General features: G+C 64.0%; 20 protein-coding genes and 2 pseudogenes. 18 read left to right on the plus strand and 4 right to left on the minus strand.

What is annotated here, in order from left to right; genetic code table 11:
* Nucleotides 1–41: 41 nt before the first annotated feature.
* Entirely contained in the window at nt 42–2,204 is a 2,163-nt protein-coding gene (locus HUW62_RS31930) for a hypothetical protein (protein ID WP_176436547.1), read from the plus strand.
* Nucleotides 2,201–3,535, plus strand: coding sequence for a hypothetical protein (locus HUW62_RS31935; RefSeq protein ID WP_176436548.1), 1,335 nt, complete (start codon nt 2,201–2,203; stop codon nt 3,533–3,535). The genes HUW62_RS31930 and HUW62_RS31935 overlap by 4 nt, the downstream gene beginning before the upstream one ends.
* Before the next feature lie 64 nt (nt 3,536–3,599).
* On the opposite strand, the gene HUW62_RS31940 is transcribed toward HUW62_RS31935, so the two are convergent.
* Nucleotides 3,600–4,340 (minus strand): hypothetical protein, encoded by a 741-nt coding sequence (locus tag HUW62_RS31940; RefSeq protein WP_176436549.1) that lies wholly within the window; start codon nt 4,338–4,340, stop codon nt 3,600–3,602.
* A 32-nt stretch (nt 4,341–4,372) separates the two neighbouring features.
* Nucleotides 4,373–4,942 (minus strand): hypothetical protein, encoded by a 570-nt coding sequence (locus HUW62_RS31945; protein ID WP_176436550.1) that lies wholly within the window; start codon nt 4,940–4,942, stop codon nt 4,373–4,375.
* Nucleotides 4,943–5,110: 168 nt separating this feature from the next.
* On the opposite strand from HUW62_RS31945, the pseudogene HUW62_RS49110 reads away from it, so the two are divergent.
* Together HUW62_RS49110 and HUW62_RS31950 are read left to right on the plus strand one after the other, a co-directional pair.
* Nucleotides 5,111–5,320 (plus strand): annotated as a pseudogene (locus HUW62_RS49110) (hypothetical protein); the annotation flags it as partial.
* A 313-nt stretch (nt 5,321–5,633) separates the two neighbouring features.
* Entirely contained in the window at nt 5,634–6,599 is a 966-nt protein-coding gene (locus HUW62_RS31950) for a DUF4352 domain-containing protein (RefSeq protein ID WP_176436551.1), read from the plus strand.
* A gap of 1,345 nt (nt 6,600–7,944) precedes the next feature.
* On the opposite strand, the gene HUW62_RS31955 is transcribed toward HUW62_RS31950, so the two are convergent.
* Entirely contained in the window at nt 7,945–8,823 is an 879-nt protein-coding gene (locus tag HUW62_RS31955) for a hypothetical protein (protein ID WP_176436552.1), read from the minus strand.
* A gap of 559 nt (nt 8,824–9,382) precedes the next feature.
* Between HUW62_RS31955 and HUW62_RS31960 the strand changes: the two genes are divergently transcribed.
* From HUW62_RS31960 to HUW62_RS32020, 14 genes and pseudogenes are all read left to right on the plus strand, one after another.
* The gene (locus HUW62_RS31960; RefSeq protein WP_176436553.1) at nt 9,383–10,201 is read left to right on the plus strand and encodes a hypothetical protein; all 819 of its coding nucleotides are present in this window, start codon (nt 9,383–9,385) and stop codon (nt 10,199–10,201) included.
* 323 nt (nt 10,202–10,524) lie between these two features.
* Nucleotides 10,525–11,160 (plus strand): hypothetical protein, encoded by a 636-nt coding sequence (locus tag HUW62_RS31965; protein ID WP_176436554.1) that lies wholly within the window; start codon nt 10,525–10,527, stop codon nt 11,158–11,160.
* Nucleotides 11,161–11,356: 196 nt separating this feature from the next.
* Complete coding sequence (locus HUW62_RS50110; RefSeq protein ID WP_368670519.1) at nt 11,357–11,722, plus strand: 4-fold beta flower protein; 366 nt, start codon at nt 11,357–11,359, stop codon at nt 11,720–11,722.
* A gap of 95 nt (nt 11,723–11,817) precedes the next feature.
* A complete protein-coding gene (locus HUW62_RS49115) occupies nt 11,818–12,639 on the plus strand; it encodes a hypothetical protein (RefSeq protein ID WP_255203758.1) in 822 nt (273 codons plus the stop codon).
* Nucleotides 12,636–13,292 carry a hypothetical protein gene (locus HUW62_RS31980; RefSeq protein ID WP_176436555.1) on the plus strand — a complete coding sequence of 219 codons (657 nt, stop codon included), beginning with the start codon at nt 12,636–12,638 and terminating at the stop codon, nt 13,290–13,292. Before HUW62_RS49115 ends, HUW62_RS31980 begins: the two co-directional genes overlap by 4 nt.
* 292 nt (nt 13,293–13,584) lie before the next feature.
* Nucleotides 13,585–13,791: pseudogene (locus HUW62_RS50115) on the plus strand (helix-turn-helix domain-containing protein).
* Nucleotides 13,791–15,134 (plus strand): metallophosphoesterase, encoded by a 1,344-nt coding sequence (locus HUW62_RS31985; protein WP_176436556.1) that lies wholly within the window; start codon nt 13,791–13,793, stop codon nt 15,132–15,134. The pseudogene HUW62_RS50115 and the gene HUW62_RS31985 overlap by 1 nt, the downstream one beginning before the upstream one ends.
* Nucleotides 15,135–15,139: 5 nt before the next feature.
* Nucleotides 15,140–16,225 (plus strand): GTPase-associated system all-helical protein GASH, encoded by a 1,086-nt coding sequence (locus HUW62_RS31990; RefSeq protein WP_176436557.1) that lies wholly within the window; start codon nt 15,140–15,142, stop codon nt 16,223–16,225.
* A 6-nt stretch (nt 16,226–16,231) separates the two neighbouring features.
* Nucleotides 16,232–17,164 carry a hypothetical protein gene (locus HUW62_RS31995; RefSeq protein ID WP_176436558.1) on the plus strand — a complete coding sequence of 311 codons (933 nt, stop codon included), beginning with the start codon at nt 16,232–16,234 and terminating at the stop codon, nt 17,162–17,164.
* Nucleotides 17,161–18,042 (plus strand): hypothetical protein, encoded by an 882-nt coding sequence (locus HUW62_RS32000; protein ID WP_176436559.1) that lies wholly within the window; start codon nt 17,161–17,163, stop codon nt 18,040–18,042. The genes HUW62_RS31995 and HUW62_RS32000 overlap by 4 nt, the downstream gene beginning before the upstream one ends.
* Before the next feature lie 2 nt (nt 18,043–18,044).
* Entirely contained in the window at nt 18,045–20,093 is a 2,049-nt protein-coding gene (locus HUW62_RS32005) for a hypothetical protein (RefSeq protein ID WP_176436560.1), read from the plus strand.
* 390 nt (nt 20,094–20,483) lie between these two features.
* Nucleotides 20,484–21,035 carry a winged helix-turn-helix domain-containing protein gene (locus HUW62_RS32010; protein WP_120539336.1) on the plus strand — a complete coding sequence of 184 codons (552 nt, stop codon included), beginning with the start codon at nt 20,484–20,486 and terminating at the stop codon, nt 21,033–21,035.
* Entirely contained in the window at nt 20,933–21,529 is a 597-nt protein-coding gene (locus HUW62_RS32015) for a transposase (protein WP_255203759.1), read from the plus strand. Before HUW62_RS32010 ends, HUW62_RS32015 begins: the two co-directional genes overlap by 103 nt.
* Before the next feature lie 62 nt (nt 21,530–21,591).
* Nucleotides 21,592–22,437 carry a hypothetical protein gene (locus HUW62_RS32020; RefSeq protein WP_176436562.1) on the plus strand — a complete coding sequence of 282 codons (846 nt, stop codon included), beginning with the start codon at nt 21,592–21,594 and terminating at the stop codon, nt 22,435–22,437.
* On the opposite strand, the gene HUW62_RS32025 is transcribed toward HUW62_RS32020, so the two are convergent.
* Nucleotides 22,422–23,024: a DUF1629 domain-containing protein gene (locus HUW62_RS32025; RefSeq protein WP_176436563.1), complete on the minus strand. Its 603-nt coding sequence runs from the start codon at nt 23,022–23,024 to the stop codon at nt 22,422–22,424. The two genes, HUW62_RS32020 and HUW62_RS32025, sit on opposite strands and share 16 nt — an antisense overlap.
* Between the last annotated feature and the right edge of the window lie 453 nt (nt 23,025–23,477).

The following is a 23,477-nucleotide window of genomic DNA, read 5'->3' on the forward strand; positions in this document are numbered from 1 at the left end:
TCTCAGTGCCCACCCATGCGGCGAGGAGTGCGGCGGCAGGTGTGTATCGGGGGGAGGAGTCAGGCTCCGCGGATGGGCCGCCCGAGATAGGGCCGATGGGTCTGCGACGCGGGCTCCAGGGGGTGGTTGTCGACAGGGAGGGAGCGCGAAGCGCGGCCGTTGAGCGCGGGGTCTTCGCCTGTGGCGGCAAGGCCTTGCCCTCGGGCTGGCCCCGCCTGAGCCACAGCCGGGAGGTGCTGGCGCCATTCCTGGTGTGTGCCTCGCCCGCGGAGTTCGTGGCCATGCAGCGCGGGGTGGACATGGCCGCGGTGGTGGAGTCCCTCTTCCCCTGGGACTCTGTCCGCCTGGGGGCCCTGGGGCCCTTGGACGAACAAGCCTCGGCCGTCCTCAGTCGCAAGCGCGCCGACTTCATCGTCACCTCAGTGGAGAAGTACGGCGTGCCGTATGCCGAGGTGTTCGCCCTCTTCGTTCTCCACTCGGCCTTCGACGACGAGCTGCGTGAGGTGGTGCAGCGGCTGGCCCGCGACAAGCAACTGGGCGAGACGCTGGGCGCCATGGCTGCCGTCCGCGAGGAGCTGAAGCGGCGGGGCTTGGCGCTGGAAGGCTTCCCGGAGCGAGGTGAACAGGGCCGCGACGTGCTGCGGGGGCTGGGGCGTGCGGGCCGCGACATGCTCTCCAGCACCCTGGTGAGCGGTGAGGCCCGGTACACAGAGCTCATGGCGATGCGCGGGCAGATGCCGTCGCCCTACCAAGCAGCCATCGACGAGGTGGAGAAGGCCCTGATGGAGAGGCACTACTCGCCGGGAAGCGTCTCGGCGGGAGCCTTTGACCACCTCACTTTCGGTGTGCCGGTGGGCTTCTACCACCTGGTGGCCGGGACGGGGCACGGGGCGTACTCGCTGGCGCAGGGCAAGTACGAGCAGGCCACGCGCGAACTGGCGCCGGCCGCGCTGGCGGTGGCGGTGTACGCCGGGAGCAAGGGCGCTCGGGCCCTGGTGGAGTCGCGCGGCGGGCTGCGGCGGCTCCAGATGCCGGCGCTCGACGTGGCCGGCATGAAGGCGCTGATGGCGCGGCTGGAGGAGCAACTCGGCATCACAGCCGCGCGCGATTTGCTGCGCTGCTTCCAGGCGACCCGCGAGGGCGCGCTGGTGGTCGCCGAGTGGGGCGAGGCGGGCCTGCTGGTGCTGTATGAGGCGCGCGGAAACCCCGCGAAGGCGCAGGCGGTGCTGATGGAGGCGGCGAGTCGCGAGTCCGCCCAGTCCGTGGCCAGCAGGGGCTCCGCAGGGAAGCGGCCCGTCAACCTGGACCTCTTCGAGCAGAACGCCGAGGTGTCCGCCGCAGAGTCGCAGGCGGCCAGCCGCGAGTCCTCCAAGGCTGCAACGACGAGGGAAGGGGTGAATCGCGAGCCCGCCCGGTCTTCGGCGGCAAGGCGGCAATTCGACAACCTGGACCTCTTCGCCCAGGACGCCAAGGTGGGCGCTGCGGAGGCCGCGAAGGCGAAGCTGTTCCTGGCGGAGCTGGAGTCTTCGGGTCCACGGCTTCCGAAGGACGTGAAGCTGCTGAAGGAGCAGGCGCCGAAGCTCGAGGAGCCACCACCGGGAGTCGAGCAGGGGGCGCCGCTCTGGCAGGAGTACGTTGCCTACCGCAAGAGGCGGCTGAAGGAGATTCGGGACGGTGACGCCGTTAAGGGCCCTCTGAAGTGGGAGGGCTACCAGGGGATGCGCGCCTACTATGCGCGGGGCATGGCTTTCGAGAGGACCATGATCGCCATCCTGGAGGAGGATGCGGCGAAGCCGCGGGCTGAGCGGGCATGGCTCAAGGACTTCGAACAGCCTCGAATCGAGACGCACGTGGGTGTGTCGAAGGTGGATTTCCGGTACGCCGACGTCCTCGTCATCGAGGAACGTCCCCCACCGGGCCAGTCACCTCGGGTGGAGACGTTCAGCTTCAAGAGCCGAAACCTCAGCCGCCTGGATTGGGAGGCGCTGGAGGTGCAGGTGAATACGGATGCGAGCAATGCGATGAAATACTACGGTGGAACGCTGAAAATTCTTCGGGATGGTATGCGACAGCAGGCGACTGTGAAGCGAGTTCGCCTTGTCTATGAGCGGCAGAAGCTTTTGCCCAAGGACGGAGCGATGTGGGACGCCGCAGTGGATTCGGTGAAGAGAAACGTTAAGGGCGTGGAGGTGCTGTCTCAATGAGGGTGCCGACGCTGCGAGACTTGAGCAAGGTAGATAGCCTGCACTTCTCCTTTACTGGAGCCTACGACCCAAGGAACGGGCTGGAGAACGAAGTGGCACCACTCCTTGATGCGCTTGAACAATGCGCAGGCGGGTGGATGCCGAGCATCGTCAAAACTAGCCGCAAGCGGAAATACTCTAGGGAAGCTGTGTGGCGCGCGCTGGAGGAGCGGCGCGCGGACTATGGAACGATCATCGGGCTTTTCCGGTCGGAGGATCCCAGTGTGTCGATGGTGCTCAATCTCGGACCGATGGACGAACAGGCCAGCTTGAGCATCAATATCAGCATTCAACCGCTCTCATTTTTTGCCGAGGTAGAGACTAGCCGCAGCTTTGTAGCTGCAGCTCGTGCTTGGGCCTCCCGGTATCCTTCGGATTATGCCTCAGCGCACAGCCTTGCCGACCGAGGACTCACCGCGTCTCCCGCCTTCGGCCGCGACGATGAGACGTGGAAGCGGGATGGGTTCGACAAGATCTATGAATTGTGCTGGCTGAATGTCTTTGGTCCCAAGCTCATAGAGAGCGTAGGTCGCGAGCGGATGCTCTCGACGCCTGCGCATCTCGTAGAGGAGCTTCCCAACGGCTCTATCCTCCTGGTGCTCTGGCCCACTGCCGCCGAGTTCGCGAGTGAGAATGCGCGCGTGGCGCAGGCCCGAGCCCACCTCCACCTGCGGCCGGACCTCGACTTCGATACGGTGTTGCGAACGCTGCGGGAGCGCAGCGCCGCACTCGTACCCGTCGAGCCGCGCTTCCACCCTGACGTGGCGCCATTCCTCTCGCGGCTGCCAGACGAGTTCTCCATCAGCGAGCGGCAACGGAAGATTGCCGAACTCAACGCCTTCCGGCCTCCTGAGCCGGAAGAGTGGCTGCCGGTCGCTCTTCCCTCGGACGTGGAGAATCCGGAGCGCATTCTCGAATCCTACGGAGACTTGTCCGAAGGTCTCGTGGCTGGGCTGCACACGAAGGTGCCCTCTATCATGGACGAGACGGCCGACTCTCTCACGGACCTCGACTTCTTCTTTTGGCGGGAAGACTTCCCAGAGAGATACGAGCGGAAACTCATTGATGGACACACTGCACCGGCGCTCGGAGCCTATCTGGGGGACGTGCTGGTGCGGCGGTTGGGAGGAACGTGGGTGCTGCGGCAGAAGATGGAAGAGTCCCAGGTGCGTGTCGGCAAGCGCGTCTGGCTGCCCTTCCTCCGGGCCCGCCGGTACATGCAGTCCTGCCAGTCGCTGCTGGACTACTCGCTCACGCAGTTCTTCCATGAGGCGGAGCGGTACCGGCCCTGACTCAGGAGGAGCGCATGTTCCGATGCGGGGGGCCGACCCCGCACCAGAGTTTTCCAGCAGCCTGCTAGGCCCTTGAGGCGGGCGGCGTCAGTGACAGCACCGCCCCAAGGGCCCATGTCCACAGCGGGCGCCAGTCAAAGCCTGGAGCAGCCTTCGCCTCGTGCTGTGCCACGGCGGCATCCAGAGACATCCCCGGTGGCAGGTGCATCGTTAGGACATGTGCGGACCGCCCCTCGCTCGTGAGCGCCTCGATACACAGGCGCCAAAGGTGCGGCTCCGACTCTTCGACGATGAGGAGGTCGGTCGCCGTCCACTTCACCCGATTGCTATCGGACAGCTCAAGGCCGGCCTCTGGTGGAACGGCGAGGTGGAGTCCTCGGTGCGGAAGTCGGAGATCATCCGTCCGGTACCCGTGCAGCTCCATGGTGCGTAGTTGGGCGGCCAACGTCGGAGGCACAGAGCGGGTGTCTCGGCCCCCATCCTCCCATGCCAGTCGCAACCAGTACTGAATGGCGCCGCGGCTGAGTGTCGACTCCAGCTCTGGGTGAAACGACAGGGCCACGTACAAGGCCTCCTGGTAAGCAGCATCGTCGATGGCATCACGAAGACGCCGATGGCCGGTGCGTCGGGCTGCTTCTTCGAGGGCCACGAGTGGCACCGTCGAAAGGACGTAGGCTGCATGTGGGATGGAGAGGGTCCCGGACTTGATGTCGCGATCCACGGCTTCCAAGGCCGCATCCGCGCCACCGAGGGCCCAGTACCGCCGGCTGTCTTCTGGGATGGGGGATGCGGTGAGGATTTGCATGGTGTCAGTCCACCTTCGTTGGAGAAAGGCGCCTACTCGAATTGGTAACCCGCAGCTTTGGCTGCGGTCACCAGCGGGTGGTTCTCTTGGGGCGACAGGGGCCCGACCTCATCTGGGAGGAGGACCGCACCATCCTCCTGGATGACGGCCACGCTGCCTCCTCGGCGCGCAATGATTCCACGCCGCTCCCCAGCTTCCTCGCCATCCATGAAACGCATGAGGCCGATGAGCCCGCTGCTCTCGGCTGCGGGGGAGCCGGGCTTTGCCCACCAGATGGGCAGTTCGGACAGCGCAGCATATGCCTGTTCCCGCTCATCCCAGTGCTCCAGGAAGTACGCACCTGCCAGCCGGCGGTATTCGTCCATCGCAATTTCGTGATTCGTACTGGGCCGTTCCTGGTGCTTCAGCACGTGGACGGGCACCCAACCCTTCTCGGTCCGCGCCCACGCGGCCAGGCCGTCGTGCTCTTGCAGTTGGGCCGGGGAGGCCGCCATTTCGGCGTCGGTCAGCATCTGCTCCCGGTTGAGGGTGAGCAGCGCCCAGCGGAAGTCAGAGGCCTCGAACACACTGCCGTTCAGCTCGCTCTGGACCCTCTTAGGCATTGGGCCTTCCCCATGCGGCCTGAAGGAGTCGCCGCTCACCGTGCGGACAGTAGCGAGCCCTCCATGGGGCGTCGAGGAGCTGCCGGCCGCCCGAGCCTAACCCCTGAGTGGTATGGACCAGGAGGCTTGGCGGTGCCTTCGAACGCGGTGCATTCCTCCTGCCTTTGAGCCACTGGAGCCTACGTGGGGGACGTGCCAGTGCGGCGACTGGGAGGGACGTGGGGGCTGCGGCAGAAGATGGAGGAGTCCCAGGTGCGTGTTGGCAAGCGCTGCTGGCTGCCCTTCCTCCGCGCCCGCCGGTAAATGCGGTCCCGCCAGGCGCTGTTGGACTACTCGCTCACGCAGTTCTTCCATGGGGCGGAGCGGTGCCGGCCCTGATCTGAAGCTGCCGCTCTTCGTGCGTCGGCTGGCGTGCAGTTCGCCGTGCGGGCTATGGGCTCTGGGGTATGGTGCCACCATGAACAGAGCCAGCCAGTCAGTGTCCCGACTTCTGCCCCGGCATTCTGGTGTTCTTGCCGCCGCGTTCGTCGCCATGACGGCCGCGACGTCGGCTTGTAAGAGTGAATCCAAGGGCGAAACTCCCGCCCCTTCACCTCAAGCCCCTGCGGCCAAGGCGCGGCGCGATGACGCTCCGGTGGTGCCAGCACTGCCACCTGAGCCTGCGCCGCCTGTAGCCCATAAGGCGGCCGAGGTGCCCGAACTGGAGGCCAAGCTTGCCGCCGACACTGCATATCAAGCTGTCTGGACTGGCTCACGAGCCGACCTGAACCTATTTCTCACGTTCGTGTCGGAGTTGCTGACAGAGGGGGGAGCACCTGTCGACCTCGGGCGAATGCTCCAGGAGAAGAATCTTAAGGACGCAGGAATAAAGCTGTTTCTCGTCTACGCGCGTGTGGGGCATCTCCCAGCGGACTTTACGAAGAACTTTGACGCGCACCTTGCCGCTGTGAAGGGCGAGCCCAACCAGGGACTCTGGGCGCCGTATGCGAAGGGTGCAGTCCCGCATGACTTCACTGCCCTTGCTGCCGTGCTGCACCGGGAGAATGCCGAATACCTGCGCGCGCGGATTGCTGCGAAGGCGAAGGGGCCGACGTCATGGAGAGTGCCTGGCGGAGGTGGAACGCCGCCCGAGCGGCCATACTTGTCCTACGAGAGAGACTGCTACGAGCGTCTCGCATTGCTGACTCGGCTTGCGCCTGCGGAGCAGGCGCGGCTCGACTTGCTCCGACAGACTCGCGTCGGAGATCGCTTCGTACTGGGCGACTTCGCTTACATCATCAGCGGGGCCCAGGCGCGCACGTCTGTCGGGAACCAATTCGTCAAAGAAGAGGCCTCCGAGGGGGCGCTATTCGTCGTCGTATCGTACGTCATCGAGAACTTGGGCAACGCTCCGGCCACCGTTGTGAGCGATGACTTTCTTCTCATTGATGCGAAGGGGCGCCAATTCAAGCCCTCTTCTCATGCGAATACCGCACTCGCTATGAGTGGGGGCCGAAAGGACCTCCTCCTGTCGGAGCTGAACCCCGGTGTGAAGCGCACGGTGAAGACGGCCTTCGAGGTGCCGGAGGCTGCGGTTGGCGCGGGACTGAAGCTGGTGGTTCCAGAGAAGGGGCTTCTGGGCTCGAAGACGGTCGAGGTGGCGCTTCGGTTTGAATGAGAGCCGATTGCATCGGCTTGCCTGGGGGCGCCCTCAAGACCAGAGAGCGCCCCTCGGTTGGGAAGAGACGCAGCGTCAGATTGGGCGAGAGAGACAACATGCTGCGCCATCGGCTTGGTGCGTTCACGGAGCCAGTAGAACTGGGCGTTGCGGAGTCCGAGCCCGTGCCGACCTGTTCGGCGACCTCGATGCGCCGCGGGCTCGATGCTCTGGATGCCTCACGGGAGGCTCGACCGCGCAACCGGCTGCCCCGCGCGGGCAAGGGCAGGAAACTGTGTCGACCGAGGACTCGGCCAAGAGCTTCTGAAAGTCGTCTCGGAGAGTCTGCGCCGCGCGACGAAATCGAGAATACCGAGTAACGGCGAGCCCTTTTTCGCTCTCTCGGTTAACAGGTCGCCCATTTCGGCATTCTGAAAGAGGGAAATGGCGTAACCCTGGAAGGTACGACATCGAAAGCCCGGGATTGTCAGAATCGGCTGCCCGCGGTGGTTAACAAAACTGTTAACCACTCTCGGCCTCTCTCTCCCCAGAACGGGTGAAAGAGCGGTCCAGAGAGCCCAATCGGCGTTGGAGGAGAGGGGGCATCTCGCTCTGCGGGGTTGAGAGCCGAGAGGGCCCTCTTCAGCACCGCGAGCCAAAATCCCTTGGGAGTCAGCGGCTTAAGCACGAAGGCCCCGCGATGTCATCGCGAGGCCCTTGTTAAACAAAAAAGGCCCTACCAGTTGGTAGGGCCTTTCAAGTAGCTCCCCGAATGAAGCCCTAGGCGAACTCGTTCTCGGCTTTTCTCTGAGAGGACTCAAACTCTCTGAGGGCCGAAAGGCGAGTAATATCCAGCGGTTTCAAAGACCGGGCTGGGCGAGCCCTTCAATCGGGGTCCGATTGAATGTCCGCAAACTACACGGTGGGTGACCTCCCGTCCATGGTTCTGATCCACTCCGCGCCCCCGCTTCACGGAGAGTGCGTGGCGGCGGTAGGCGTGGGCTCGCGGAGCGAAGCATGGGGTGGTGGGTAAAGGTCGCATGATTTCGACGCGCGCGCGGGACCTGCGACAAGCCAGGCCCCTGTCCGGGGGCTCCCGTGGCCCCATCGCGGTCCGTCCGTCCGGCGTCCACGACCTGCGCGGGCAGGCCTCCGCAGGCGGTGCGGGGCCAAGCCGCGCGCAGCAGCAGCTTGGTACGCCCCGATGCTGCCTCCCCGGTGCTCCACCTCCCCCCACGCGCCGCGGTCACTCGCCTTGACGTACGTATGCCGCAGCGACCGGTTTCGCGTGGGCGCAGCCGCGATGCGGCCACCGGTGCTGGACAGCACGTGCTGGACGAGCCGCGTGCTGCCACAGCCTATGTTCCTAGCCCCAGGTCCAATGCGGTTTGCCGTAGCGGCCGTGGGCGTGCAGCTTGTGCACCATCTCCTGCACGAGGTTGTCGAACGCAGTGGGACTCACCTTCGAGTGGTCACCAGAGTAGCGGTCAAGGGCGTTATACGTCGACGCCTTCGCCACGATGAGGAAAGGGCCCCCAAAATGGCGTAGGAGCTGGCGAGCATTAGATGGGAGGCGAAGCGGGTTTCCGTCGGCGTCTTCGCCATAGACACCCTCATCCCACGCCTCGCTCCGGACGTAACGCCCCGCACTCAGTTCGACCACCGACTCAAGCGGGATCGTCGGCGGCTGAGGGTAAGTGCCTGATGGGGCCAACCCGCCTGTCTCCAGTACGAAGTATGCCCACTCGCGACGCGGGTCCTGGTTCGGCATCACCAGCCTCAGCGACTTGGGGCGCACCACATATGCCGTACCCTCGAAGTCGAGTTCGATGCACCCATCTTCGTGACTTAGCACTGCTCCCGAGAGATCCAGCCCACCACCATCTGGGTGGAGAACATGATTCAGCGGGGCCTCCCTTCCGATGCGGGTAAGGACGCTCACCATCTCGGGGATGGTCTGCCAAGACATCACATCGTGGCCACCTGACAGCGATTCCGTTAGTGCCTTCCACGTTGGGAGGCATTTCTCGCGGAACATCTGACGGTTACGCTCGAATGGCGTTTGAGGCGACTTGATGACGATACCTTCGAGTGGTGCCTGGGGCGGATTGCCGGAGGTATCTTCGAGTGGTGCCTCGGGCGGCTTACCGAAGGTATCTTCGTGGCGATGTGCCGTGCGATAGGCCTCGGCGTTCCGATCCATCCGGGCGCGCACGCGCTGCTTGAACTTCTTTCCCTTGGTCATAGCGATCTCCAAAGCCAATGCAGCAGCATCCCCCACCTGCGCTACATGGCTTGGACCGCTAACGCCCGAGGTCTGGTGGCCCCTTGTCCGCACTTTCAGGCCCCGTGGGGGTGGGCCAGTGTGCGGTGAGGCGGTAGGCGACCGCCTTTCCCATTCTCTATATCGCCGCCAACGCCACTTCGCAATTCGGTCGTGGCCGCCGTCCTAAACGGGCGGACTTCCATGCCTCCACAAGGTGGGGGCCGCGGGCCTGGCGGACTGTTGACGGCAAGCGGAAGTCGACGCCCGCTCTGCACGTGTGCTCCACCATCAGCAAGTCCGGAGGGGGTGGCTTGCGAGCTGCGGAGGAACTGATGGGGCATCCGTGGCCCAGGCAGACTGTGGGCTATGCAGGAGATGATGCGGTGCATCCACGGGCGCAGGGACCCGGCTGGGTAAACAAGGCCGGCCGATGCGCTCGCGGGGACATGAGCTGGCCTGCTTCGGCATCCTGCACATGGCAGGATAGTCCATCTGATAGGGTCGACGCAGCTCCCCTGGTCCGAAGATGAGGTCGAGGATGACGACGAATCCTGAAGAGGTGGTGTCCCTACCAACGCTCTATAGAGGCGACTCGTTGCCGTCGCGAGTCACGCAAGATGCGAACGCAACGCACCGGGGTCGAACCTTTGCTGAACACTACGTTACGGAGGGACTTCTCTCTAAATCCACCGACCAGGGTTTATTGGCCGACTTGAACCGGCCTCTGGAGCAGCTTGTTGCTGTTCACGTCGGCTACCGGAAAAATATTAAGGGAGAGGAATACGCGGCTTATCACAGCCCTTTGATATCGTTCTCTACCGACGCTATTGCGGCGTGGCATTTCCTTGACCGTACGGCGAAGAAGTCGTTCGAGGAATGCCCAGTCGGAAAGGCTACGCACTTCATGTGGAAACTCACGGATGTTCGTGCGCGAAAAGTCTCCCCAGGGAGATACCGCTTCGAGTACCGAAAGAGCACGAAGAACGTAGATAAGTTTCGCGAGCAGTTCGTCAACGCGGTGAACGCAGGCGACCTGTCTCAGCTTAATCAAGCCCTGGCCACCCAGATCGTCCACGAACACATTCAGAAGGACACGGGGCTGCACGTCGCACACCTCATCGACGTCAACACGTTCCTCACGACGATTGATCCTGCCAAGCACAACGTCGACGAGGAACTCCTCGCGCGAGCTCGAAAGTTCGGAGCAAAATGGTCCGAATGGCTTCTCTACCCAATGGAAGTCGAAGCGTCACTCGGTGGGTACTCTGGCCGATTCAGCTTGAACGAGGCTCTCGACCTCCACCTGTTCGCTCGAGAAGTTCGGCCGCAGGTCGAGCCCTCCGCGGGGCCTGCATAGTGTCAGGAGAACGCCTCGCGCTTCGTTGACCCAGGGAGGAAGGTGACCGTGCACACCTGTCTCCTTTCATGAAGTGCTGTCTGGGAGCACTTGGTATGCCCACAGGGAAGTGATTGAGTTCAGGGAGCGATATGAAGATTCTAACGGGTGCTGACGGGCATCTTGAACGCCTGAGAAGCGTTGAGGGGGAACTTAGGAAACTTGGGGACGACTATTCCGTTCCGCTCGTCGCCCGGCAACCTGAAGGACTCCCTCGGCTAGTTGGGACCGGGTGGTTCTTTAGATGCGAGCTAGAGTGGTTCTTGGTTACGGCTGCGCATGTCGTGGATGAATTCTTCCTTGTTGGAGATAAGAAGAAAGCCAAGCCGCCAGAATCTGCTGTGTTGGTTCCAGGTGTTGATGCGGAGATGGTGTCTCTGGCTGGTAAATGGAGCTGGTCAAACGTGTACGACGTGGCGATCCTGCGGCTGGCATCGCCGAGTGTCGTCAGTGCGCGTTGGAAGCCAGTTACGATGGCTGACCTTGTGCCTGATGAGCCTGAGATCGAATATCCCTGGTACCATGTTGCTGGCTGGCCCGCCGAGTATAGTGCGCGAATGGAGGGTGGATTGGCTGGCGACAAGTTTTGCTTCACGGCACAGGCTGAACCGATGCCGGTTGGTGATGAATATGATGGGAAGACAGAAATTCGTTTTCCCCTTCATAGGGATTCGTTCGGCACATTTGATGGGGAGGAGGCCTCTCACCCGCAGTTGAAGGGGATTAGTGGGGCTCCTGTGTGGCGGGTCTTCGATGCGGATGGCCGCTGCCGCCCACTCCTTGCCGGTGTACAGGTGTCGTACTTTGATCGTCGCACCGTTTGGTACATTCATGCAGTTCGATGGGGCTGCGTGCGCGTGCTGATCGAGCATGCGGTGCCAGGACTCTTCAAGTCCGCAGAAAAGCTCGTATTGCGATAATGCTTCGAAATCTTGCGAGGAAGGGCGCCTGGTGACCTTGTACATATCACTGCTTCGCCTTGATGCGCAGCGCATAGAGGCGTGGCGTGTTCGTGATGAGGCGACCGTATAATAGGCCGGCAAGAGGGAGCCAAATACGGCCGCTCAGGCTCCTGTCTCCCGGCGGCCTCTGTTAATTCACGGAAAGGAAGGTCGGATGACTCCGCTCTTTTCGAAGAACAGCGAGCTTGTGGGTTGGATGAAGGATGGTGAGCATATTTTTGATACAGGCATGCGCTGGGTCGCCTTCATCAGGAATGGACATGCTTGGTCCGTCCAGGGTGTTAGTTGGCTCGGTCCGGTCGACGGAAAGACCTGTCTGGACACCTATGGTCAGCCTGTTGTGTGGAGCCCTGGTCATCAAATCCGCGGACGAGCGACTTCACCAACGCCACCGACTCCGCCAACGCCGCCCACTCCTCCAACACCACCTACTCCTCCAACGCCGCCCACTCCTTCAACACCTCCGACTCCGGCAGGGGGGTGGTCGGGGCGAGCTTTCCATGCATGGGTTGCTGGCTGATTCTGCTTCCGCCACGTTCCCCTCTGACGCCTGCCTCCCTTGGGGGATTGCCCCGCCCGAGTGCCCGACGCCTACTGGTGTCGGAGGAGGCCCCCATGCGGATGCGGCTGGCGCAGAATGTGGAGCAGGAGGCCGACGGCCGGCGGGAGCTGACGGTGGAGGTCTTCGTCCACGAGCGGCGGGGCGGCGTCGCTGAGCTCCAGCCCGCGGGCGCTGAGTGGCGCGTGCGATGGTTGCGTGGGACGGCGGACCTCAACCGCCAGGGCAGCGGCACGGCCACGGTGCGGGTGACGACGCCGGGGCTGTACCGCGTCCGAAGTGTCGCGAGTGCCCGGCATGCTCGGGACGCATATGTCGAGGTGACGGAAGCGGATGGTGCCTTCCACGCCACCGTCCTCGGGGTGGACGAGCAGGTGCCGCGCACGACAGGGCCCACGCTCCAGGTCCTGGAAGAGCGATTCGGCATCACCTCGGCCCGAGCCGCGTGCGCGGCCGAGCGGCGTGATGCGGCTGACGCGCTCGCGGACCATCTCGAGGCGGGCTGTGTCCATGTCATCCTGCCGCACGTGGTCCTCACAGTGGAGGGGCGGGAGGTGCCGCCTCTTCAGGCCGTCGGCGACAAGCCGCTCGCCTACGCGCGCGCCGTCCGTGCGAGTGCCGTCCATGGCTTCCTCAGAGTGATGCTGGCGCGCGGCGCAAAGCTTCCACGCTCCAACGTTGAGGAGCAGATGCCGATGCTCGCCGGCTGGGTGCAGGCACTCCTGCGCTCGGAGACGGAGAGCCGCTACTGGCTCGACGGGCAGGCGCGCGCGGCCCTGGACATCGGCGTGGTGGGTGAGGCCTTCCGTGCGGCACGAACCGCGAAGGTGGAGATGCCCGCGGATCCGCTTCTTCACCTCGACTTGGCGTGGCCATGAGCCTGACGCTGATTTCGGACCTCCTCGTCGAGTTGGCCCCACGCCTGGCCGAAGTGCCGCTCGCCTGCGGCAGTGACCCGCAGGCGGTCGCGGAGGAACTGGCGGCCAGCGTCTGGGGCAGGAAGGCGGTGGAGTCCGAGCCCAACCTCATCGACGTCGCGATGCTGGGGCTCCTGGGGCGTCACCATCTCGTCGTGCACCAGTTGTACGGCGCGGCATCACGGCACGCCGCGGTGGTCGATCTCCACGCGCTCCTCGACACGCCGCCCGCCCTGCTGCGCCAGCCCTGGCTGGTGGAGGTACGGCACCCTGACGAGGGCACCCTCCTCTTCGGCGACACCATCTCTCTGGCCGGATACACCCTGGACGGCACCATGTACCTGCTGGGGCAACTCGGCGATGGACGTTCCGTCTTCGCGTCCTGGCGGCCCCGGTGGACGGGCGAGGACTTGGAGGAGGGCCCTCGCCGAGAGCGCTCCCCGGTCATCGACGAGGGGCACACGCCTACCCCTCCCCGAGACGCCTCCGCCGCCGAATCCGGATCCTGTGCGTTGGCCCGCCAAAGTGGTCAAGATGCTCGCTCTTGCTCACCACCTGCTAGGAGTTCGATCGGGGTGCTGTCGCCGACCGCGCCGCTGTCGCGCGCAAGCTGAGGCCCACGCGTCGTGCCCCGGTCACCCAACTCCTCGACCTGCGCATGCTGCCGCCTGACGTCTAGGACGCCGTCCTCGCGCTGGAGGCCGTCGACAGCGCCGAGCCGATAGCCGAGCACACGCTTCGGGGCGTGGCCCAGGCGGGCATGTGGGCCGAGCAGCGCGCGGCGTGGCCGGTGCTTGTGCGGTAGCAAGGCTTTGGTTCTTTTCGACTTTGCTTGGGTCTTGTTCGAAAAGCACGACTTAGATAGCCTGCTCGGGTGTGCAGGCCCACGATAGCAGGAGAGGCACGATGACGACGGAGCCGTGGGCCTCGGTCGACGACGTCGCCAATCACCTGGGGGTTGCGAAAGACTCTGTGTACCGTTGGATCTAGTCGCGGAAGCTTCCTGCGCACAAGATCGGTCGCCTCTGGAAGTTCAAGCTCTCTGCGGTGGACGAGTGGGTTCGTGCTGGCGGCGCGGACGTGAATGAGCGCGACGACAAGGAGCAGCATTGATGGAGAAGCTCGTCCTCGTACATCTCTCGGACATCCACTTCACCCGTTCGTCGGGCAACGTGCATGACGTCGATCAGACCGTTCGTGACGAGCTGCTCATCGACGTCAAGGCGCTGACGAAAAAGCTCGGCGCAGCGAATGGTGTGTTGGTCACGGGCGACATCGCCTTCGCCGGGAAGAAGGAGGAGTACCAACACGCGGCCGAGTGGCTGCGCAATGTCTGCGACGCTGTGGGATGCGAGGAGCAGAAGGTTGCGGTCGTTCCAGGCAACCATGACGTCGACCGAGGACTCGCCGGAGATCTCATCACCAAGATGCTCCACAAGGAGATTCGTGGACTCGATGGGGCCGCAATCGACGCGAAGCTGCGCGAGTACTTCTCCAACGCCGGTTCGGCGAACGCGCTGCTCGCCCCCTTGGCGCAGTACAACGTCTTCGCCCAGCCCTATGAGTGCGACGTCTCTGACAAGAAGCCCTTCTGGCAGCGTGACATCCGTCTCTCGTGTGGCACGACGATTCGTATGCGTGGCCTGTGCAGCGCCTACGTGTCGAACGCCGAGGACGACAAGGGCAAGATGATTCTCGGGACGGCCTACGCGGGCGTTCGGCGTGAAGAAGGCGTTCTGCATCTGACGCTGTGTCACCACCCACCGGAGTGGTTCCGCGACCAAGACCCTGTTGAAGACCTCCTGAAATCTAGGGTTCACATCCAGCTCTTCGGGCATAAGCACGCTCAGCGCGTGGACGTGATCAACGAGAAGGTCCGCCTGGTCGCTGGCGCAACGCACCCCGAGCGTCGCGAGCCCGCGTGGCTCCCCACCTACAACGTGCTGGAGATCGAGCGCCGCGACGACGAGCACATCGGGCTTCGCTTGCACAACCGGCGCTGGCATCAGGCTGAGACTAAGTTCGTCGCGGAACATGATCCCAATAACGACAAGAAATACCGGGAGTACAAGTGGCCCGGGTTCCCGCGCCGCGTTCCCGTTGCGAGCCCCGACGTCCCCGCGTCAGTAGTTGCTGGGGGCGCTCATGCTGTCGTCGAGCAAGTCGCGGCACCGGCACCATTGGCCGTTGATTCGACCCCCAACTCGGAGGATCACAAGCAGCGGCTCACGTTCCGCTTTCTCCGGCTGCCGACGCTCGATCGCTACCAGATCGCGCTGAAGCTCGGGCTGATGCGGGAGGGAGACGATGCTTTGCCTCCCAACACCGTCTTCCTCGAGGTCTTTCAGCGGGCGGTGGATGCGCAACGTCTCGCGGAGCTGTGGGACGAGACCGAACAGCGCCATGACGATCAGGCGCCCCTCAACCCATTTCGTAGCTCGCAGGCTGGAAAGTAGCGCTCATGGACTTGCACAAGAACTTCGCAGAGTGGTACCGGCTGGTCCGCATCGAATCGAAGGGTGACGTGCTCAAGAGCCGCTGGGCCGGCGTCGAGGAGTGGAGCGCTTCTCTCTCGGACGATGCGGTTCTCGAGACGGTTCGCATCTTCCAGGGGCTGCCGGCGGTCACGTCGCGCGAAGCCTTCTTGGCGGCGTTTCGCAAGCACGACCCGGCATTCCTGCAGCGCAACAACGAGCTCGAGCACCAAGTGCTCGCAGGCGCCGCGCTCGTCCATGTTGTGAACGGCGCTGAAGCCGACGACGAGCCGCACATGCCCCTCCTCGCAGGTGTTGCACTTGCAGCTTCGCGGCTTCGAGCTGCAGTGAGCCCTCTGGAGGAGATGAGCCAGGAAGTGCTCTCCGCTCTCCAGGAGTTGGCGAGGCGCCAGCGAGCCCGAAAGGGCTTTGATTCGATCCTCCTTTCCGCAGAGGAGGAGGAGACATTGTCGCAGACGATCGCAGCGGTCCAGCCCGACCCCACCAATCTGAAGCAGAGTTTCGTGACGGCTTTTCAGACCGTCTTGACGGCAGTCCAGCGCTCCGAGAGCGCGCTTGCCGATGCCGCACACGATCTTCGCTGCGCCGATGAAGAGACCAACATTTTGTGGTGGTTGGAGGGCGGATGCAGTCGGGACCTCCACAAGCCGTGGAGTGCGCTGAAGGATGAGGCGCCCATCACGGCTGGTTGGGAACTCTCCGATCTCACCGACGTCGCTTTGGGGCCTCGTGAGGTGGGTGCATTCCTGGATCGGGTCGTGGCGTCGGCCAAGGGGAAGAGCAAGGACCAGGCGCTCAGCGTCTACGTGAACGCGGTCTCCGATGAGTGGGCGAAGACGCGGACCACTGATCTCCCCGAGCACGCGTTGGACCTCGCGCCCTTGACGCATGCGCTGTTGCAGCGGGCGAAGAGCGGCACGACGAGTTGGCAGCAGTACTTCGAGAAGACTGGCGGCATCGCTGCCACGAAGTCGCTCTCACCGGAGGCGGCGGCGAAACAGGCCTATATGGAGGCCGTCTTGTTGCGTACCCTCGCAGCAGCGGATGAGTGAGCTGATATGGCCGACGCTCCTTCCGCGGAAGCAGTTGCCGCCAACGCCCCGGTCGAGGAGGCCACGCCGGCCTTCATCGACGTCTACACCGGCACCGAGCTGAGCAACGAGGACGCCGACGCGGTGACACTGCGTTCGCCGGCTCACCTCGTGGTGTTCGCCGGTGCGTCAGAGAGTGGGAAGACAACGCTGCTTGCCTCGCTCTATGAGCGGTGGATTGAGGGACCCTTCGCTGGATTTCAGTTCGCGGGATCCCGCTCGCTGCTTGGATTCGAGCAGATCTGCCACCTGAACCGCCTCGACTCCGGTGGCGCGCACCCTGATACACCTCACACGCCGGTCTCCGACGAAGCTGCCTACTACCACCTCGCCCTGCGCGGAACGGCACCCGGCGCGGATCGGCGCCATGTCCTGCTATCTGCGATCTCGGGGGAGCTGTTTCGGCTTGCGAAGTTCTCACGGGAGGACGCAGTGCGACTTACCTTCCTCCATCGCGCGAACACGATCGTCGTCCTCGTTGACGGCGCTCGCCTCGCCGTAAAGGAGCAGAGGTTGAATGCGCAGACGGATGCGTCAAGCATCCTCGAGAGCTTCCTCGATGCGAAGATGATTGGGAGCCGCTGCCGAGTGGAGTTCGTCTTCTCGAAGCTCGACCGTGTTGTCGAGGCAGGTGACGCAGCCGTTCAGTTCCTGAACACGACGGAGACGAAGCTCAGAGCGAAGTTTGGCGATCGTGTTCCCCACCTCGGCTTCCGGCGTATCGCCGCGCGGCCCGAAGTCGAGTCGGGTTCTCTGAACGACGGTTTGGCCGAGGCATTCACTGCTTGGACGACGCCCGTTGAATTAGGAGCAGGCGCAGCCTCTCAAGGCACCCCTCCGCGTGATGCGCGAGAGTTCGCGAAGTACGGTTGGCGATACTCCGTAGGGAGGGAGTCGTGAGCACCGCAGCCAACCTGCTCTTCATGGGGCTACCTGGTTCGGGGAAGACGACGTTCCTTGCTGCGCTCTGGCATGTGCTGGACGAACGGAGCAGCGAAACGCGCCTGAAGCTCAAGGGGCTCAGCGTGGACCGAACCTACCTCCATCAGATCACGGCTGACTGGCAGAAATGCTCGCAGGTTCAGCGCACCAAGCTTGAACACGAACAGGAGGTGAATCTCAGCCTTGCGAGCGGAACCACCGAGTTCGAACTCACCGTGCCGGATCTATCTGGGGAAGGCTTCGAGCAGCAGCTTCGCGACCGAAAGATTGGCGTGGAGCACCACGGGAACATCCAGCGCGCGACAGGATTTGTGCTGTTTGTCCATGCTCGGGTGAAGGAGGGCACGCGCCTTTCGTACTCTCGACAGCTCAGCGCCGTACTCGATGGTGCGTCGCCTCAGCGTGCCGGGACTGACGCCGCTGGCGGGAACACCCAGAAGCCGGTCATCAAGCCCTGGTCAATTGAGAAGCTGCCGACGCAGGTGGCTCTTGTCGAACTGCTCCAGTTCGCCCTCGAAAGCGTCGTGAGAAAGGTGCGAGTCGCGGTGGTCATCTCGGCATGGGATCTCGTCGAGAAGGCGTCGTTCACCGGAACGCCGCACGAGTACCTGGCGAGGGAGATGCCGTTGCTGCGGCAGTTCCTCGACTCGAACGACGATCGGCTTGAGCACACGGTGTTCGGCGTAAGCGCGCAAGGAGGTGACATCACGGTGGACGAGCAGAAGAAGGCTCTGCTCGACCTCGACGATGCTCTGGAGCGCGTCAAGGTGCTGCACGGTAAGGAGACCAGTAAGGACATCACCAAGCCGCTCGCGTGGCTCTTGGAGGAGAGGTAGGCATGCCTCCCCTGAGCATTCACCAGGCGATTCACGGTTATCGCGATGGGCATCGTCTGTTGAGCAGCTCGGTGTCTCTCAGCGCCGATTCCGCACGGGCGATGCTGGTCTTGAGCGACATGTCTGGGCCCGCGATGCAGCCGGGGTTTGACGAGTACCTCACGGGGTATCCCTTGCCGGGGAGTGAACTCTTCGTCTTTGCGAAGACCTGGTACGCCCCCGAGATGCAACGGCCCGGTTGCGTGTGGACGCATTCTCTCCTGCTATCTCGTGAGCAGCTCTCGCAGACCTCTGCATCTGGCCTCCTCTCGAAGTTTCGGCGGCCCCAACAGGAGGGCGCAGAGACTGCTGCAACGACCCCGGTCGAGGTCGAGGCAGGGCTCGATACTGGTAAGGTCGGCGGATTCGCAGAGCAGCCGGCAGCAGCCGCTCTCGTCGGAGCTGTGCTTGGCCAGGCACGCCCGGTGATCGTGACGGTGGAGAAGGCCAGTCAACTTGAACTCTCGATCATTTGCCTGTGGGAAGAGCTGTGGCTGACGGCCAGGGCGCGCTTCTCCTTTTGCACGGGCGCGCTGATGCCTCGCTCTGTGGCTGGCGCGCTGTTGGACCTTCAGGCAGTCCCGCGAGCGGTTCCGTCATCTCAGTTTCGCAAGAGCGCAGGCGCGGCGCTGGTGCTCGACCTTCGAACCCCTGGCACCGTGGACGCATGGGTCGAGCTCTTTCTTGAAGGAGCCACGCGAGGCGACTCGACGTTCCGATCGTGGCTCGACGCCGCTGTAGGCGCAGATGCTTCACGTGGTTTGGTGCCGAACCTGGCGCCGATCTTTGGCGAATGGCACGCCCCGGGCTCCTCTGCACGGTCCGCTCTCACGAGCGTGTTGAGCGCGAAGGACCTCGAGGAGGGCGCGCGCAAGCGACTCCTCGGCATGGCGTTCGACCGAGCCAGCACGGAGTCAGGGGCGGTTGGTCGCCGTGAGCTACTTCACGTGCTCTGCGCGCATCGAGATACCGACCTTACCCCGATGGTTCCGATGCTCGAGGAGCAGACGAAGCGGCTCTTCGATGAGTCGCGTCCCGACGGTGTCGCGCTAGTTCTCTCGCTGCTCGGCAGTGAGTTGACCGAGATCGGGGAACGCGTGCTTCGTGCTGCGGTCCTGCTGCTTGTGCCGAACGATGTCGAGACTTTTGAAGACGCACAATCGCCATTCCTTCCAACCATCGTCGGCGCAAATCCGGAGCTCGCGAAGTCGCCCATCCTTTGGCAGCGAGTAGGGGGCCGCGCGAACGACGTGCTGTCTCAGCTTGGCGGGGCGGAACTGGACGACGAGGCACGCGGCTCTGTCATCGACGCGATCTACAGCTCGGGACGTGATTTCTCCGTCGACGCGATCGTTCGCTTCGGCGGCAAGATCGCACTCCTCCGCGCGCTCTCGGCTTTTGCGTCCGGGCAGCTCCAGTTTTCGTGGCAATGGAGAACGGTCCTCTCGGCACAGCCGAACACGGTGCTCGAGTGGCTCGAGAGCCTTTCGTCTCCGTCGCTTCGGGACCTCGAACTCGGTAGCCGGTTCGTGAGCCCGAAGGCCGCCCAGTCTCGGCTCGCGACGGTGTGGAAGAGCGGTACCGCCAGCCCGGGCTCGGTTGCGCCTCGGGTCGCGGCCTTCGGTCTGACGCTGGCGTTCTGGGAAGCCGACGTGAAGTCGCCGCTTCTCGCGGCGTGCTTTCAGCCCACGTACGACGCCGCTGGCAGCTCACGCCTTGAGTACGAGGAGTGGGACTGGCTGAAGGAGCAAGCGCCGTCGGTGTCTTGGTACCGCGACTGGGATCGGTGCGAACGCCTTGCGGCGGCTCTCGCTCGACTGCTCGAGAAGCGGAATGCGTCATTGGAGGCGGTCTTCGGCATCGTTTGTAGCCGCCCAGCAATCAGGAAGGTCGCCGCCATCCTCGACGATGAGCGCGACACGCGCCCGTACTTGAAGTCCTTGCGGAAGGCGGCCGAGTCGTCCACCACTGGTACCCGCGAGCAACGTGATGCGCTTCTGGAGGACTGGTAGCGGGTTACTCGCGGAAGGCTGTTAACCGGGACGGGACGCTGCTCGGGGGCTGTCCCGGCTTCTGTTAACTGGCTCTCGGCTTCTCTCTCCCTCGGGACCGGTAAGAGAGCGGGAACGGTGTCCAGAGCGTCCCGCGCGGGCCTGCGTTCGCGCGCATGGCGCTCTCTCTGCAGGAACGCCGTCCCCGCACCTGCGCTGCGCCAGCCGGAGCGAGAACCACACGGGAACGAGGGGAGAAAAGCAAAAGCCCCCGAGGACTTCTCTGCGAGGGCATCCACCACCACTTTTTTCTGATGCTCGGCGCCCAGTTCGCACCGAGTGAAAATGGCTAACCCCCTTCAGGGAAGTCGGGTAAGGAGCTACCGGTTGCGTCATGGAGAGGTGGCGTCCATGGCGTGGCAACCAAAGCACTGGACGGCGCAGCAGCTTGAGGAGCGGCGGCTTGCGGCCGGACGACTCCTGCGACGGGGGCAACTGTCGCAGGCGGAGGTGGCGCGCCGTGTGGGAGTCAGCGAGGCCTCCGTCAGTCGTTGGGCGCGGCGACTGCATGAGGCAGGCGGCAGGACACGCGGACTGAAGGCGAGGCCGCGCACGGGCCGACCGTCGAAGTTGAGTCCGGGGGAATGGCGGCAGGTGGCGGAGCTGGTAAAGGCAGGGGCGCGCACCTGCGGTTTCCCTACCGAGCGTTGGACACTCACGCGAGTGGCGCACCTCATCCACCGCACGTTCGGCGTGCGCTACCACCCCAACTACCTGGCCGAGCGCCTTCACCGGCTGGGGTTGAGTCCGCAGCAGCCCCGCACGCGAGCCAAGGAGCGTGACGATGCGTTGGTGGAGGCATGGCTGAAACGCGACTGGCCCCGCATCAAAAGGGGGCTCGAAGAAGCGGGCGGGCCATTGCCTTCGTGGACGAGACAGGTAGTTCGTTTCGGGCCCGCGTAGCGTCTACCTGGGCGCCCGTCGGGCATCCGCCCACCTTGCGCCGTCGTGACAAGCGGCGCGAAGTCTCCAGCATCGTCGCCCTCATTGCCCCGTACGGCCGCAAGCCGGCGCGTCTGTATTCGCGCCACCGGGAGGGAAGCTTCACCAGCCAGGACATCATCGAGGCCCTGCGCTACTTCCGCAGGAACGTGGGCCGTCCTCTCACCATCGTGTGGGACGGCCTCAACCAGCACCACAGTGCCGAGACGCTCGACTTCGTCGCCCGCCACCCCGAGGACTTCCGTCTTGAGCGGCTGCCTGGCTATGCGCCAGACCTCAATCCCGAGGAGGGCTGCAACGGCGTGGTGAAGGCCGAGCTGCGCAATGCCACGCCCGACTCTGTCGCCGAGCTGCGCGCCCAGGCACGCGCCTCATTCGTGCGCCTGGGCCACCGCCACGACGTTCTCGCCGCCTTCTTCCTTCACGCAGGCCTGCGCCTTACTGGACTTCCCTGAAGCGGGTTAGCGAAGGTGGAGATGCCCGCGGACCCGCTTTTCCACATCGACTTGGTGTGGGCATGAGCCTGAAGGTGATTTCGGACCTCCTCGCCGAACTGGCTTCCCGCCTAGCCGAAGTGCCGCTCCTCTATGGCAGTGCCCCGCAGTCGGTTGCGGAGGACCTGGCGGCCTGCGTCTGGGGCTGCCAGGCGGTGGAGTCCGAACCCAACCTCATCGACGTCGCGATGCTAGGGCTGCTGGGACGTCACCAACTCGTCGTGCACCAGTTGCACGGCGCGGCGTCACAGCATGCCGCAGTGGTTGATCTCCACGCGCTCCCCGACACGCCGCCCGCCCTTCTGCGCCAGCCATGGCTGCTGGAGGTGCGGCACCCTGACGAAGGTGCCCGCCTCTTCGGGGATACTCTCTCCCTGTCCGGGTACACCTTGGACGGCACCACGTTCCTTCTGGGGCTGCTCGGCGACGGGGGGGCCGTCCGCGCGTCCTGGCGGCCCCGGTGGACGGGTGAGGACCTGGACGAGGGCCCTCGTCGGGAGCGCTCCCTGCTCATCGACGAGGGACACGAGCCAGCGCACGCGGCCTGGGCGCGGGAGGCCGCGCGCTACGCCGTCATCTTCGGTTTGCTCTTGGAGGCCGAGGGCTCACGGCTCGGAATCGAAGAGGCAGGTCAACGCGAGGCCCATGAGGGACTGCCGGGGCGAACCGTCTACCTGAGTGGCCCCGTAGCTGTCTCGGCGGTGTCGTCCGAGACTGGCTTCGCTTGGCGCGGCGAGGTGGAGCGCCAGGCGAGCGGGTACATCAGGCGCCAGCGCCATGGACCCTGGCTTTCCCTCGCCCGCTGGCAGTACGTCTCGAAGTGCTCCATGTGGCGATGGGTGCGGCCAGGGCGTCACGGACCATCGTAGTCTTCGATGAAGTCGGGGTGGTACCACTCCTCGACAGGCATGAACTTGAACCCCTCTGCCTCCCATCCTCGCAGTCGGTCCACCAGGGACGCGTGGAGGAGGAGGGTGTAGAGGAGTTCGCCGAGTCGGAAGATGAGCCGTCTTTCCAGCGGGATGACCGAGAGCGCATGCTCATCGAGCACGAGCTTGCCAATCGCCAACATCTCCCGGGGTGAGTAGAAGAGGCCCTTCGTGCGCTTCTTGTCGACGCAATAAATCGAGCGACAGACATGGAGCCACCAGAACCTCTGGACCTCCCCGCTTTCGACGGAGACGTCCGCCGGGAGAAACTGAAGCTGGCTGATGGCAAGAGGCTCAAGGAGGGACTTGGCCCGGGCGGAGAGCAGGGGCTCACAAGAGCCTTCATAGGCAGGGAAGGGTTCCTTCGGGAGCACTCCTGTGCGGATGCGTAGCTTGATGGGTTCTGTCACGAAGACAGGGCGCTGTTGCCAGGGGACTCCAACAAGCTGCTTCTGGGGTGGCGGTCCTTCGCGCTGCATCCATTGGTTGAGCGAATCGCCCATGAGCATGAAGTAGTCGTTCTGCATATTGGCATGTGGCTCGTGTGGCTCGTCGAATCCATCGAGCTTGTGGCCGAGGCTGGTGTCAAGCAATTCCGAGGTGTTGAGCCTGACGTGATGGTCTAGTGGACTAGACCTAATGGGTTGTGTTTGTCGGTGCAGGCGGGAGATTTCCCCTGAAGGAACTTGCCGCCTTGGGGCGGGCGTAGCTGTGCTGCGGCCCTCCATGTCCGACTTCCGCGAGGCCCTTGAATCGATTTTGGAAGCCCAGTGCTCCGAGCACCCAGGCTTCTCTGCCGCCATCGCCTGTGCTCGTTGCGGCACCTTCACGTGTGCCTTCTGTGCCTCGTCCGGGGCGGGCCTGTGCCTTCGGTGCCTTCATGCGGCTCCAGAGCTGGCGACGCGCAGGGCCCGGCTCGCGGCATGCCTTGTCGATGGTGCTGCGCTCCTGCTCCCGTCCCTGTTCCTGGGCGTGCTTCG

Origin of the sequence: Myxococcus sp. AM011, assembly GCF_013372595.1 — a bacterium.
Taxonomy (GTDB): Bacteria; Myxococcota; Myxococcia; order Myxococcales; family Myxococcaceae; genus Myxococcus; species Myxococcus eversor.